Annotated in this window: 12 protein-coding genes; 3 read left to right on the top strand and 9 right to left on the bottom strand. The window is 61.3% G+C overall.

All coding sequences use genetic code 11. From position 1 onward, the window contains the following. Positions 1-9: 9 nt before the first annotated feature. The 4 genes from tuf to rpsL all read right to left on the bottom strand — a co-directional run bounded on the left by tuf (position 10) and on the right by rpsL (position 4,450). Positions 10-1,200 (bottom strand): elongation factor Tu, encoded by a 1,191-nt coding sequence (gene tuf, locus ACN9MZ_RS03950; RefSeq protein WP_426340996.1) that lies wholly within the window; start codon positions 1,198-1,200, stop codon positions 10-12. A gap of 78 nt (positions 1,201-1,278) precedes the next feature. Continuing rightward, on the bottom strand, positions 1,279-3,384 hold the full coding sequence (fusA, locus tag ACN9MZ_RS03945; RefSeq protein WP_426167749.1) for an elongation factor G: 2,106 nt from the start codon (positions 3,382-3,384) through the stop codon (positions 1,279-1,281). Between the two features lie 102 nt (positions 3,385-3,486). Continuing rightward, positions 3,487-3,957, bottom strand: a complete 471-nt coding sequence (gene rpsG, locus ACN9MZ_RS03940; protein ID WP_028102973.1) for a 30S ribosomal protein S7 — start codon at positions 3,955-3,957, stop codon at positions 3,487-3,489. A 109-nt stretch (positions 3,958-4,066) separates the two neighbouring features. Then, positions 4,067-4,450 carry a 30S ribosomal protein S12 gene (rpsL, locus tag ACN9MZ_RS03935; RefSeq protein ID WP_028102972.1) on the bottom strand — a complete coding sequence of 128 codons (384 nt, stop codon included), beginning with the start codon at positions 4,448-4,450 and terminating at the stop codon, positions 4,067-4,069. A 258-nt stretch (positions 4,451-4,708) separates the two neighbouring features. Between rpsL and ACN9MZ_RS03930 the strand changes: the two genes are divergently transcribed. After that, entirely contained in the window at positions 4,709-6,583 is a 1,875-nt protein-coding gene (locus ACN9MZ_RS03930) for a phosphoethanolamine transferase (protein ID WP_426340995.1), read from the top strand. Positions 6,584-6,586: 3 nt separating this feature from the next. Here the strand turns inward: ACN9MZ_RS03930 and ACN9MZ_RS03925 are convergent, their stop codons facing one another. The 4 genes from ACN9MZ_RS03925 to ACN9MZ_RS03910 form a co-directional block, all read right to left on the bottom strand. Further along, on the bottom strand, positions 6,587-7,051 hold the full coding sequence (locus tag ACN9MZ_RS03925) for a DUF2269 family protein (protein WP_426340994.1): 465 nt from the start codon (positions 7,049-7,051) through the stop codon (positions 6,587-6,589). Further along, positions 7,039-8,316, bottom strand: coding sequence for an SDR family oxidoreductase (locus tag ACN9MZ_RS03920; protein ID WP_426340993.1), 1,278 nt, complete (start codon positions 8,314-8,316; stop codon positions 7,039-7,041). The genes ACN9MZ_RS03925 and ACN9MZ_RS03920 overlap by 13 nt, the downstream gene beginning before the upstream one ends. Next, a complete protein-coding gene (locus ACN9MZ_RS03915; RefSeq protein ID WP_426340992.1) occupies positions 8,313-8,633 on the bottom strand; it encodes a hypothetical protein in 321 nt (106 codons plus the stop codon). The genes ACN9MZ_RS03920 and ACN9MZ_RS03915 overlap by 4 nt, the downstream gene beginning before the upstream one ends. A gap of 91 nt (positions 8,634-8,724) precedes the next feature. Beyond that, positions 8,725-9,252, bottom strand: coding sequence for a GbsR/MarR family transcriptional regulator (locus ACN9MZ_RS03910; protein WP_426167738.1), 528 nt, complete (start codon positions 9,250-9,252; stop codon positions 8,725-8,727). Between the two features lie 108 nt (positions 9,253-9,360). Here ACN9MZ_RS03910 and ACN9MZ_RS03905 point away from each other — a divergent pair, with 108 nt between their 5' ends. Continuing rightward, complete coding sequence (locus ACN9MZ_RS03905; protein ID WP_426340991.1) at positions 9,361-10,491, top strand: DUF1624 domain-containing protein; 1,131 nt, start codon at positions 9,361-9,363, stop codon at positions 10,489-10,491. Between the two features lie 112 nt (positions 10,492-10,603). Here ACN9MZ_RS03905 and ACN9MZ_RS03900 read toward each other — a convergent pair whose 3' ends face one another. Continuing rightward, positions 10,604-12,076, bottom strand: a complete 1,473-nt coding sequence (locus tag ACN9MZ_RS03900; RefSeq protein ID WP_426340990.1) for a MutS-related protein — start codon at positions 12,074-12,076, stop codon at positions 10,604-10,606. A 216-nt stretch (positions 12,077-12,292) separates the two neighbouring features. Between ACN9MZ_RS03900 and ACN9MZ_RS03895 the strand changes: the two genes are divergently transcribed. Then, complete coding sequence (locus ACN9MZ_RS03895) at positions 12,293-13,558, top strand: efflux RND transporter periplasmic adaptor subunit (protein ID WP_426340989.1); 1,266 nt, start codon at positions 12,293-12,295, stop codon at positions 13,556-13,558. Position 13,559: the final 1 nt, after the last annotated feature.

Here is a 13,559-nt window from a genome sequence, read left to right as displayed (position 1 = left end):
CAGGACTAATTAGGCCAGGATCTTGGCTACCACGCCCGCGCCGACGGTACGGCCGCCTTCACGGATAGCGAAACGCAGGCCTTCTTCCATAGCGATCGGGGAGATCAGCTTGACGGTGATGGAGACGTTGTCGCCTGGCATAACCATTTCCTTGTCCGCTGGCAGCTCGATGGAGCCGGTCACGTCGGTGGTACGGAAGTAGAACTGCGGACGGTAGTTGTTGAAGAACGGGGTGTGACGGCCGCCTTCATCTTTCGACAGAACGTAGATCTCGCCGGTGAAGTGATCGTGCGGCTTGATCGAACCTGGCTTGGCCAGAACCTGGCCACGCTGGACGTCTTCACGCTTGGTGCCGCGCAGCAGCAGGCCAACGTTGTCGCCGGCTTGACCCTGGTCCAGCAGCTTGCGGAACATTTCCACGCCGGTGCAGGTGGTCTTCACGGTGTCGATGATGCCGACGATTTCGATTTCTTCGCCGACCTTGATCACGCCGCGCTCAACACGACCGGTCACCACGGTGCCGCGGCCGGAGATCGAGAACACGTCTTCCACAGGCATCAGGAAGGCGCCGTCAACTGCGCGCTCTGGGGTTGGGATGTAGGAGTCCAGGGCTTCAGCCAGACGGATGATGCACTCTTCGCCCATTTCGCCAGGCTGGCCTTCCAGCGCCATACGTGCCGAACCCTTGATGATTGGCAGGTCGTCGCCTGGGAATTCGTACTTGGAGAGCAGCTCGCGCACTTCCATTTCGACCAGTTCCAGCAGTTCTGCGTCGTCGACCAGGTCGCACTTGTTCAGGAACACGATGATGTATGGAACGCCAACCTGGCGTGCCAGCAGGATGTGCTCGCGGGTCTGTGGCATTGGGCCGTCAGCTGCGGAGCAAACCAGGATCGCGCCGTCCATCTGCGCAGCACCGGTAATCATGTTCTTGATGTAGTCGGCGTGGCCTGGGCAGTCAACGTGAGCGTAGTGACGGTTGGCGGTCTCGTACTCAACGTGGGCGGTGTTGATGGTAATGCCGCGTGCTTTTTCTTCTGGAGCAGCGTCGATCTGGTCGTAAGCTTTGGCTTCGCCGCCGAATTTCTTCGACAGGACGGTTGCGATAGCAGCGGTCAGGGTGGTCTTGCCGTGGTCAACGTGACCGATGGTGCCAACGTTCACGTGCGGTTTAGTCCGCTCGAACTTTTCTTTTGCCATTTTAATTCTTCCTCAGAACTTTAGATTTAAGGTCAATTCCGGACGGGAGGGTCTCCCCCGCCCGGGTAATTATTTATTTTACTTCGCTTTAGCGGTGACGATTGCGTCGATCACGTGCTTAGGCGCCTCGGAGTAGTGCTTGAACTCCATGGTGTAGGTCGCGCGGCCCTGGGTCGCGGAACGCAGGATGGTCGAGTAGCCGAACATCTCCGACAGAGGTACCTCTGCCTTGATGATCTTGCCGCCGCCGCCTGGGATCTCGTCCATGCCCTGCACCATACCGCGGCGGGACGACAGGTCGCCCATCACGGTACCGGCGTAGTCTTCCGGAGTCTCGACTTCAACAGCCATCATTGGCTCCAGGATCACCGGGCTAGCGCGACGGCACGCTTCCTTGAACGCCATCGAACCGGCCATGCGGAATGCATTTTCGTTCGAGTCAACGTCGTGGTAGGAACCGAAGGTCAGGGTGACTTTGACGTCCACCACTGGGTAGCCTGCCAGGACACCGTTGTTCAGGGTTTCGCGCACGCCTTTTTCCACCGCAGGGATGAATTCGCGAGGAATCACACCGCCCTTGATCGCGTCGACGAATTCGAAGCCCTTGCCTTGTTCCTGTGGTTCCAGGGTAACAACAGCGTGACCGTACTGGCCGCGGCCGCCGGACTGCTTGACGAACTTGCCTTCCACGTCGGACACCGACTTGCGCACGGTTTCGCGGTATGCAACCTGTGGCTTGCCAACGGTTGCTTCCACGCCGAATTCGCGCTTCATACGGTCAACGATAATTTCCAGGTGCAGCTCGCCCATACCACCGATGATGGTCTGGCCGGATTCTTCGTCGGTCTTGACGCGGAACGAAGGATCTTCCTGTGCCAGGCGGTTCAGGGCCAGGCCCATCTTTTCCTGGTCAGCCTTGGTCTTAGGCTCGACTGCCTGCTGGATCACCGGCTCTGGGAACACCATCTTTTCCAGGGTGATGATCGAGGATGGATCGCACAGGGTTTCGCCGGTGGTCACGTCCTTCAGGCCCACGGCAGCGGCGATGTCGCCGGCGCGCACTTCCTTGATCTCTTCACGCTGGTTGGCGTGCATCTGCAGGATACGGCCCAGACGCTCTTTACGCTGCTTCACCGAGTTGTACACGGTGTCGCCTGCGTTCACCACGCCGGAGTAGACGCGGAAGAAGGCCAGCTGGCCCACGAACGGGTCGGTCATGATCTTGAATGCCAGGGCAGCGAACTTCTCTTCGTCCGAAGCCTTACGGGTAGCTGGCTGTTCGTCTTCGTCGGTACCGGCAACGTCAGCGATGTCCACTGGCGATGGCAGGTATTCGATCACGGCGTCCAGCATGGCCTGCACGCCCTTGTTCTTGAAGGCGGTGCCGCACATCATCGGAACGATTTCCGAAGCGATGGTACGCTGGCGCAGGGCTTGCTTGATCTCTTCTTCGGAGAGCTCGCCTTCTTCCAGGTACTTGTTCATCAGGTCTTCCGACGCTTCAGCAGCGGCTTCCACCATCTTCTCGCGCCACTCGGTCGCGGAATCCTGCAGTTCTGCAGGGATGTCAACGTAGTCGAACTTCATGCCCTGGGACGCGTCGTCCCAGATGATGGCCTTCATCTTGACCAGGTCGATCACGCCCTTGAAGTTGTCTTCAGCGCCGATCGGGATCTGGATCAGGATTGGGTTGGCCTTCAGGCGCGAACGCATCTGCTCGTAGACCTTGAAGAAGTTGGCGCCGGTACGGTCCATCTTGTTCACGAAGGCCAGACGAGGGACCTTGTACTTGTTAGCCTGGCGCCATACGGTTTCAGACTGTGGCTGCACGCCGCCCACTGCACAGTAAACCATGCAAGCGCCGTCCAGAACGCGCATCGAACGCTCCACCTCGATGGTGAAGTCAACGTGCCCTGGGGTGTCGATGATGTTGATGTGGTGTGGCTTGAAATTGTTGGCCATACCATTCCAGAAGCAGGTGGTCGCTGCCGAGGTAATGGTAATGCCGCGCTCTTGCTCCTGCTCCATCCAGTCCATGGTGGCGGCGCCGTCGTGCACTTCACCAATCTTGTGGTTCACGCCGGTGTAGAACAGCACGCGCTCGGTAGTGGTGGTCTTACCGGCGTCGATGTGAGCGGAGATACCGATATTACGGTAGCGCTCAATGGGGGTCTTGCGGGCCATAATTGATCCTAAATCTTTGAATGGACAAAACCGAGCAACATTTTTACTAGAAAAATGCGCCCGGCTTGAACTAGGCCGGCCAGGTCAGGCCGGCCAAACGTATTAGAAGCGGAAGTGCGAGAACGCTTTGTTCGCTTCAGCCATACGGTGGACTTCGTCACGGCGCTTCATTGCACCGCCACGGCCTTCCGCGGCTTCCAGCAGCTCACCGCCCAGGCGCTGTGGCATGGACTTTTCGGAGCGCTTGTTCGCGGCTTCACGCAGCCAACGCATGGACAGGGCCAGGCGGCGCACTGGGCGCACTTCGACTGGAACCTGGTAGTTCGCGCCGCCAACACGGCGGGACTTCACTTCAACCATTGGCTTGGCGTTGTTGATCGCTGCGGTGAACACTTCCAGCGGGTCCTTGCCGGACTTCGATTGGATATGGTCAAAGGCACCGTAGATGATGTTTTCTGCAACCGACTTCTTGCCGGACAGCATCAGAACGTTAACGAATTTAGCGACTTCGGTGCTACCGAATTTTGGATCCGGCAGAATTTCGCGCTTGGGTACTTCACGACGACGTGGCATGTCATTTCCTTTTCTTCAGTTGAGCGCCTCTGATTCGGCACTCGCGGTGGCCATCATAGCCATCCACTTACTCGGTCTCGCGACCGCCTCAACTCAGTTAAATTGCAAATTACTTCTTAGCGGCCTTAGCGCGCTTCGCACCGTACTTGGAGCGAGCTTGCTTACGGTCTTTCACGCCCTGGGTATCCAGAGAGCCACGGACCATGTGGTAACGCACACCTGGCAAGTCTTTTACACGACCGCCGCGCAGCAGGACAACGCTGTGTTCCTGCAGGTTGTGGCCTTCACCGCCGATGTACGAAATCACTTCGAAACCGTTGGTCAGACGCACTTTTGCAACTTTACGCAGTGCCGAGTTAGGCTTCTTAGGAGTGGTGGTGTACACACGGGTGCACACGCCACGCTTTTGTGGGCAGTTTTCAAGTGCCGGCGATTTGCTCTTCACGACCAGCTTGGTACGTGGTTGGCGAATCAATTGGTTGATGGTTGGCATCGTTTTAAATCCAACAAAATTACAGCATTGACAACCCGGGCAGCTTTGCCCGGGGGCTAAAACGGTATCTCCCAGTGTGCGCTGAACGTCACTCGAAACGAGGCGTATACGATGCGCAGACTAAATTGAGAACTCGCGAGTATATACCTGGTTAACAACTCAGTCAACCGCAATGCTGAATAAAGTGGCAGTATTGGAACGCCCCACGGCCCGCTATTGGCAGCATAATAGCGATCATTTTGTACTTTCCTGTAAGCAATGCTGGCGCGCCCTTCCACCCTGTTCATCCTGTTTAGCTACCTGGCGCTATCCGCCGTGCCTTTCCTGCCTTTGCTATTGGGCAAGCCGGTGGAGCAGCCGTGGCAATTGCTGGGAATCGAGTTCGTGGCCTGGGTCACGATATGGGCACTGTTCAAGCGCCCGGCCTACTTCCACTGGCTGCTGATCCCGGCCTTCCTGGCGTTGCCGACCGAAATTTACCTGTTCGTATTTTACGGCCAGGGCATTTCCACCCACCACCTCGGCATCCTGGCCGAAACCAGCCCGCAGGAAGCGCTGGAGTTCCTCGGCCGCAAAGTGTGGACCATGCTGGCCGTGATGGTGGGCGTCGCTGTGTGGTGGGTACTGACCTTCCGCGCAGCGCGCCAGACGCGCGGGCTGGACTGGCATGGCGGCTCGCGCTGGCTGGCACTGTTCTCCCTGGTCGTACTGGCTGCCACGGCGGCCTGGGGCTATGAATTCGGCATCGACGCGGCGCCGGCGCGCCCGGCAGCCAGCGTGACCGCCAGCGCCGCGAAAGACAGCGACAGTGCAAGCGAAAGCGCCGCCAGCGATGACGATTCCAGCGAGAGCGCCTCAGCGCGCGCCGCAGTGGCTGGCGCCCACACCCTGCACCTGCCCGGCCCTGCCCTGCCTTATTGGGCGCGCCTGCCGTTCGATCCGGGCGCCTTCATCGAATCCTGGCCCTTCGGCCTGGCCGCGCGCGGCTATGATTTCTACAAGGAGCGGCGCTACCTGGCAGACCTCAATGAACGCAGCGCCAGCTTCGAGTTCGGCGCGCGCCAGGTCGACGGCGGCACGCAGCCGGAAATCGTGGTGATGGTGCTGGGCGAATCGTCGCGCTACGACCGCTGGAGCCTGAACGGCTACAAGCGCGAGACCAATCCCTTGCTGGCCAAGGAAAGCAACCTGGTGCCGCTGTCGGACGTGATCACGTCGGTATCGGCGACGCGCCTGTCGGTGCCGGTCATCATTTCGCGCAAGCCCGCCACGCAGAGCCTGAAGGATGGCTTCAGCGAAAAATCCTTCCTGACGGCCTACAAGGAAGCCGGCTTCAAGACCTGGTGGCTGTCGAACCAGATCTCGTTCGGCCAGTACGATACGCCGGTGTCGGTGTTTGCCAAGGAAGCGGACGTGATCCAGTTCCTCAACCTGGGCGGCTTCACCAACCACTCCAATTACGACGACGTGCTGTTCGAGCCGCTCAAGCGCGCGCTGGCCGACCCGGCGCCGAAAAAGCTGATCGTGTTGCATTCGCTGGGCAGCCACTGGAATTACAGCCAGCGCCACCCGAAGGAATTCGACAAGTGGCAGCCCTCGCTGTTCGGCGTCGACAAGCCGGCCTACACCGATCTGAAGATCAAGCAGCAACTGAATAACAGCTACGACAACTCGATCCTGTACACCGACTGGTTCCTGTCGCAGCTGATCGGCGACCTGAAAGGCACGGGCCAGCTGGCATCGATGCTGTACGTCGCCGACCATGGCCAGACCCTGTACGACGGCACATGCCGCCTGGCCTTCCACGGCCACAACACCGACTATGAATTCCATGTGCCGGCCTTCATGTGGTTCTCGGACCAGTACCTCGATCGCTATCCGGACAAGGTGGGCGCCTTGCTGCGCAACCGCAAGGCCAAGCTGGCAACGGAAAACATCTTCCATACCATGCTGGACGTGGCGAACATCCGCTACCCGGACGACAAGCCGGCCTGGAGTTTCCTCAACAAGGACTTCCAGGTGCACAAGCGGGTGGTGGACAGCTACGGCTGGACCAACTACGACAACGCAAAGTTCAAAGGCGACTGCCGCGAAGTGATCGACAAGGGCAAGCCGCAGTCGCAGGACAAGTAAGTCCTATACCGGCTTGTGCACCATCAGCCAGTACACGGCAAGCATGGCGATGAAGGCCGGATAGCCAAGCAGTTCCCAGCGCCGCGCATAGCGCCAGTACTGGGCCGGCAGCGCGGTGTTGGCGGCATGTGCTGCCAGCGCCAGCCTGCCCATCCTGACCTGGTACCACACCACCGGCAGCCAGCAGGCGCCCGCCAGGACGTACAGCGCCAGCGAAGCCTTGATCCAGAACGCGTCCAGCGGGTAGCCGGCGAGGTGGATCATCCAGGCGCCGGACAGGGGCTGCACGATCACGGCCGGCGTGGTGAACCACCCATCGGCGCGCACCACCAGCCGCGAGACCACGGCAATGGCTTCTACCGATCGCGAACGGTTGGCGAAGAACAGGTAGAACGCCGTGCCGAAACCGGTGCCGACCAGCAGCACCGAGGACAGGATGTGGATAGTCTTGACGGTCAGGTAGTCCACGTTTTTTCCTCTGCAAACAAGATGAACAGGATGGCCAGGATCGGCAGGTTTTTCAGCAGGGGGCCGAAGGGATGCCACAGGTATTCCGGCAGGCAGGCCGCAATTGCCGCACTGTAGCCGAGTATCAGCGCGCCTTGCACCAGCCAGAGCGCGCGGCGCGGGCGGACGATGCAGGCAATGCCGAATATGAAGTCAAGGGCCGCCGCGCCATACAGCGCGGCGATGGCCGGCATGCCCTCAAGGCCGACACGTGCCAGCAATGCCAGGCTGTCCGCTTGCGGGTAGACGAAGGCGCTCACGATGGCAGTCGCCAGCCAGACAATGGCCAGGACCCAGCGCAGCAAAGCGGTGCGCCAGGCGGCCAGCGCGCGCAGGCGAAACAGTTCACGTTCGGCGGGCGCCATGAAGTCGTTGATGCCGCGCGGCGAACGGCCCAATAGCTCGCATATCGGGGCGGCGCTGGCGGCGCAGCTCTTCGGCAGTGCACTGCCTGCGCGCAGCATGCGCCAGGTGTCCGGCGTCAGGAGCGCGCCGCAGAACTGTCCGGCCCAGGCCGCGCATGCCATGATCGTTGCGGGAATGTGCAGCACAGGTGCAGGAGGAAAGGCCATCGCGCTACGGTAGGCGGACAGCATGCCATCGTAGCTGACGGCCCTGCCGCCGGCGATATCGATCACGCGCTGTGCTGGCGTCGCCGGAGAGAGCGCAGCTGCTACCGCTTGCGCCAGGTCGTCGACGTGAAGCGGCTGGAAGCGCGCCTTGCCCAAGGCCGGCGCCGCGATTACCGGCATGCTGGCGGCCCGGCAGAACATTGCAGCCGACGCGCCTTCCGCACCGAACACCAGCGATGGGCGCAAAATGATCCATTCCACTGGAAGTGCCATCAACGCTTCGTCGGCCGCACGCTTGCTGGTGAAGTAGGCAGTGTCGCCGCCATCCGCGCCGAGCGCGGAGATTTGCACTACGCGCCGTACGCCGGCTTGGGCGCATGCGGCAAACAAGACAACCGGCGCGCGGGCGTGCAGTGCATCGAAAGTGGCCGCGCCCTTTTCGCTGATGATGCCCACTGCATTCACCAAGGCATCGACGCCGCGCAGGCGCTCCAGCCAGTCGGCCGCTTGCAGGTCGGCAGAGTAATCGACTGCCACGTCGCCGCCTCTTGCAGGACGGCGCACTCCGCGCAGGACTTCGTGTCCGGCCGCTGCCAACCTCAGGCAAATTGCGCGGCCGATGAAGCCAGTCGCGCCGCAAACAAGGACCTTCATTTGGCCGCCTTGGGCATCGACTTTGCAATGCTCCAGGCCATCACGGCGACGCCTGCCACGATGCCTGCGGTGGTCATGATCAGGGTCGTGCGCAGCACGCTGGCCAGGTTGGCATCGCGCGCGTCGCTGTGGCCAAACCACAAGGCCAACAGCACCGGGAAGGCGCTAATCAGAACCGTGGTGACACGCACCCAGAATTCGGAGCATTCTGCCGTTCCGCACAGGTCGATCAGCAGGCGGCGCAACACATCACGCAAGTAACGACTGACAGCCAGGCCAACCAGCAGCGGTATTACGATTTCATAGGCGATCAACATTTTACAATCTCCTTAGACAGTAATTTCTGTAAATACAGAAATTTTATGTTCAAAAAAGCGGGCATTCCTGCCCGCCGCCGTTATTGCCCGATCACTGCTTGCCGCGGATGGCCCGGCTGATTTTTGCGCTGACGCCCAACGTCTTCATCAGCGTTTCCGGCTTGTAGCGCAGCAGTTCATCCGACAGCGTCGCCATCACTTCGATGAACTTCAGCGTTTCCTCGATCCGTTCACGCGTACCTTCGTCCTCGTCCGCCATCGCAGGGTTGGCGAGACACTCCGACAATGCGGCGGCGGTGGGATCGATCTCGCGCTGGCGTCGCCCGGCCACGATCAGCTTGAACAGCTCCCACACATCGGTCGAAGTTTCGAAATGGTCGCGGCGGTCGCCCTTCAGGTGCACCACCTTCACCAGGTTCCAGGACTGCAGCTCTTTCAGGCTGTTGCTGACGTTGGAGCGCGCCACGCCCAGCGTATTCTGGATCTCCTCGGCGTCCATTGGGCGCGCGGCCAGGTACAGCAGCGCATGAATTTGCGCCACGGTGCGGTTGACGCCCCAGCGCGAACCCATCTCGCCCCAGTGCAGTACAAATCGTTCGGCTATCGGTTTCAGTTCCATACCTGTCATTCTATGTTTACATTAATTTCTGTCAAGACAGAAATTAAATATTTGCCTGGATGGCAATTCGCGCCCACAATGCATAGCAAATAAACATGGGGGACGCTAATGCAGACTACGAAGCGGCTCGCCAGCATCGATCTGCTGCGCGGCCTGGTCATTGTATTGATGGCGCTGGACCATACGCGCGACTTCTTTGGCGCTGCACTTTTCGATCCGGAGGACCTGGCCAAGACCACGCCGCTGTGGTTCGCCACGCGCTGGATCACGCATCTGTGCGCGTCGACGTTCGTGCTGCTGGCTGGCACTTCGGCCTACCTGCGCGGCACCAAGAGCGGAATTCCCGCGTTGTCGCGCTATCTCGTGACGCGCGGCCTGCTGCTGCTGGTGCTTGAAGCGACCTGGATCAGTTTCAGCTGGCAGTTCGGCTACAACGTCACCATCCTGCAGGTGCTGTGGGCACTGGGCATGGGGATGATCTTCCTTGCCGGGCTGGCGTGGCTGCCCTGGCCCGCGATCGCGGTCATTGCTGCGCTCTTGATCCTGCCGCATAACCTGCTCGATTCGATCCAGTCCACCCACCCGCTGTGGCTGGCCTGGCACCAGCGCGGATTCTGGCCAGTGGCCGGCAATTACGGCGTGTATCTCGCCTATCCATTGATGCCATGGCTCGGCCTGATCGCGGCCGGCTACGCGCTGGGACCCGTGTTCCAATGGGAGCCGGCACGCCGGCAGCGTTTCCTGCTGGTTGCAGGCGCCGTGCTGTTGATGGTCTTCGTCGCCCTGCGCAGCGGGAATTTCTACGGAGATCCCGACCCTTGGTCGCCGCAGGGACGCGGCTTCGTGTGGGACTTCATTTCCTTCATCCGCGTGCACAAATATCCGCCGTCACTACTCTACCTGTGCGTGACGATCGGCATTGCCCTGCCCCTGTTGGCGTGGTTCGAGCGCCTGCGCCCCGTGCCGCTGCTGATGCTGTTCGGCGGCACCCCGATGTTCTTCTACGTGATCCACATCGCCATGATTCACTTCCTCTCCGGGCCGTACTTCATCCTGCGCTATGGCGCAACCCCGCAAGGCGGGCCGGGAGGATTCACGCTACCGAAAGGCTACGAGCCTTCCTTGGCCGTGGTCTACGCGGCGTGGGTCGGCGTCATCGCAATCATGTACGGCCTGACCAAGCTTTGGCTGCGTCGCAAGACTGCTGGCCCGGCTGCCGTCCAAACTCATCCCGGATAGCGTTCGATGCGCCAAGGGAAAGACGGAGTTTGCCAGCCTCTTCGCCCAGTACAGTTTGCGCTCAGCCCCGCTGCAAAAGCGCCTTCATTGTTTCGAGATCGTTAAGCCGATCCTACGCTGGCAGTAGCCGGCCACTGAGGCGTTTGTAGACGTCGCGCGCGCGTTGTTCGATGGAAGCGTCGAAGCCGGATTGGGCGAGCAGGGTCAGGCCGTTGGTCTCGGCCAGCACGCCGGGCGTCAGCACCAGGCGGGCGGCGCGTTTTTGCACGAGCAACGGTTCGCAGCATAGCTCGAGCAGTTGCGCCAGCACCACGTTGTGCGAAGACACCAGCACGGTGCCACGGCCGGCCAGTTGCTCAAGGACTGCGGCAGCAGCGGAAACCGACTCGAGGTGATTCGTGCCGCGGAAAATTTCATCGATGATGAAGACCGCGCGTTGCGGCGCCTTCGCCAGCGCCAGCAATTCATGTGCGCGGCGCAGCTCCGACTGGTAGAGGCTTTCGCCACCATCAAGCGCGTCTTCATTCTGCATGCTGGCGTAGACCGGCAGGTTCGGCACGTGCGCAGCCTCCGCGTAGCAGAAGCCGAATGCGCGCGCGGCCAGCAGGTTGAGGCCGACCGTGCGCAGCAGGGTACTTTTGCCGATGCCATTCTGGCCGCTGATGAAGGCGCTCTTGCCATCCAGTTCCAGGTCCAGCGCCTGCGCATCAGGCAGCAGCGGATGTCGGACTGCACGCAGTTGGACCTCCTGCTCCCAGCCCTCTTCCGCCCAGCACCATTGCGCTTGCGTCGACAGGTGGCGCGCCAGCGCAAGATCGGCATCGTGGCCGGCCACCAGTTCAAAGCTCTCACGCAGGAAGGCCGCGTGACCGCGCACCAGGCGGCGAGTGGCGAAATAGTGCTTCAGGTTGGCGAGCATGACCCAGTCGGCATACTCGGTCACGCCAGGCGCCGTGGTGAAAGCATTGCGCGCAAGCTTGCTGCGCAGTTGGGCGGCCTGGCCGGCGCCGGGCGCGTCTGCTTGCTGGCTATGCGCGTAGAGCTGCAATTGCAGCGCCTCGGAAATGGCCGACCACCGTTGGACGCGAGAGTGGAAAGCAATCTGGATCGCCATCAGCACCAGCGACAGCACAACCGCAGGAACCAGCGCCGCCAGCCAGAAAAAGCTGGCCGCAACACTGGCGAGAAAGGCTACGGGGACCAGCCAGAGCCATGCCGACCAGCGCGGCACGGGCGGCAGCGGCGACTCGGTCTGCACTACAGCGTCCGTCACCGGGACGAACAAGGATTCGCTGACCTCCGCGCTGGCCTTGCGTAAAGGCGCGAGTTGCGTAGCAAGACGCTCACGCGCGCCGACGTCCGTCAGCAAGGCGCGCACACGATCGGCCGCGGCAACGCTGGCGCCGCGCCGCAAGCGCCGGTACAGCATTTGACGGCCGAAGATGCTGGCCCCCTCGCCGACCGCCCGCAGGTAGGGCGCGAGCAGCAAATCCTGCCATGTTTGCCCATCCACCGCGCCGTTGCCGCTGGCGCCGGCCAGTTCATCGTAACGCGCCACCGCGCTGTCGGAGAACGAATACTCCACAGAACCACTCCTTGCCATAAAGATAAGCCAACAAGTATAGCCGCTTACAAAAAAATCAAGTAGTCCGGTTGACTGGCCAGGGCGGACAGGTGGACACGGTGGACGCTCGCGGACAGCGGCCGCGGCAAGGTGGACCTCATATGAATCAAAGACATACGTGTTGGCACACTTCATGCATCAGCAAGATTGACCAAATCCCCAATACCAGGAACAAACATGATTCGCGACACCTCACACCAGGACCAAGTGATCGCCCCTCCGGCCAGCCGCTTCCCGCGCCGCAAGGTGCTGCTGCTGGTGGTCGGCCTCGCGCTGGCTGCGGCCGGCTATGGCCTGCTGAAAAGCTGGAGCGGCAGCGAGCAATCGGTCAGCGCCGCCCGCCTGCGCATCGGCGAAGTCACGCGCGGCACCCTGATCCGCGACGCCGCCGTCAACGGCCGCATCGTGGCCGCCGTCAGTCCGACCCTGTACTCGACCTCCACCTCCACGGTCGAACTGAAAGTGCACGCCGGCGACACCGTCAAGAAAGGCCAGGTGCTGGCCGTGCTGGAATCGCCCGACCTGACCGACGAACTGAAAAAGGAACAGACGCTGTTCAACGAGCTGCAGGCCGAAGTGGCGCGCCAGCAGATCCTGGCCCGCAAGCAGAAGCTGGCCGCCCAGCGCGAAGCCGACACCGCGGAAATCGAGCGCATATCCGCCATGCGCACCCTGCAGCGTTACGAGAGCGTGTCGACCGAAGGCATCATCGCCAAGATCGACATGCAAAAAGCCAAGGACGCCGTGGCCGCCGCCGACATCCGCGCCAGGCACACCAAGCAGGCCGCCGAACTGGAAGGCGACAACGTCTCGCTGGAACTGAAGACGAAGACTGCGCAGATGGAGCGCCAGAAGCTGTCGCAGGCCAACGCCCAGCGCCGCGTCGACGAGCTGACCGTGCGCGCGCCGGTGGACGGCTTCATCGGCACCCTGTCGGTAGCCAACCGCAGCGTGGTGCAAGCCAACACGCCGCTCATGACGCTGGTCGACCTGTCGCAGCTCGAAGTGGAACTGGAAGTGCCGGAATCCTACGTCAACGACCTGGGCCTGGGCATGACCGCCGAAATCGAAGTGGCCGGCGCCAAGACCAAGGGCAAGTTGTCGGCCCTGTCCCCGGAAGTGGTGAAGAACCAGGTACTGGCGCGCGTGCGCTTCGACAAGCAGCCGGAAGGCCTGCGCCAGAGCCAGCGCGTATCGGCGCGCCTGCTGATCGACGAGAAGCCGAACGTGCTGATGGTGCAGCGCGGTCCTTTCGTTGAATCGGAAGGCGGCCGCTATGTCTACCTGCTGCAGGACGGCATCGCCGTGCGCACCCCGGTGCAACTGGGCGCCACCAGCGTGGCTGCAGTGGAGATCGTCAACGGATTGAAACAAGGCGACAAGATCGTGATCGCCGGTACCGAAAACTTCGAGAACGCCAAGCGCGTCTCGATCAACAAATAAC

This window comes from Pseudoduganella sp. S-14, from assembly GCF_049913285.1.
Taxonomy (GTDB): Bacteria; Pseudomonadota; Gammaproteobacteria; order Burkholderiales; family Burkholderiaceae_D; genus Rugamonas.
The sequence above is the reverse complement of the archived record's forward strand: the minus strand, read 5'-3'. Positions and strand labels throughout refer to the sequence as shown.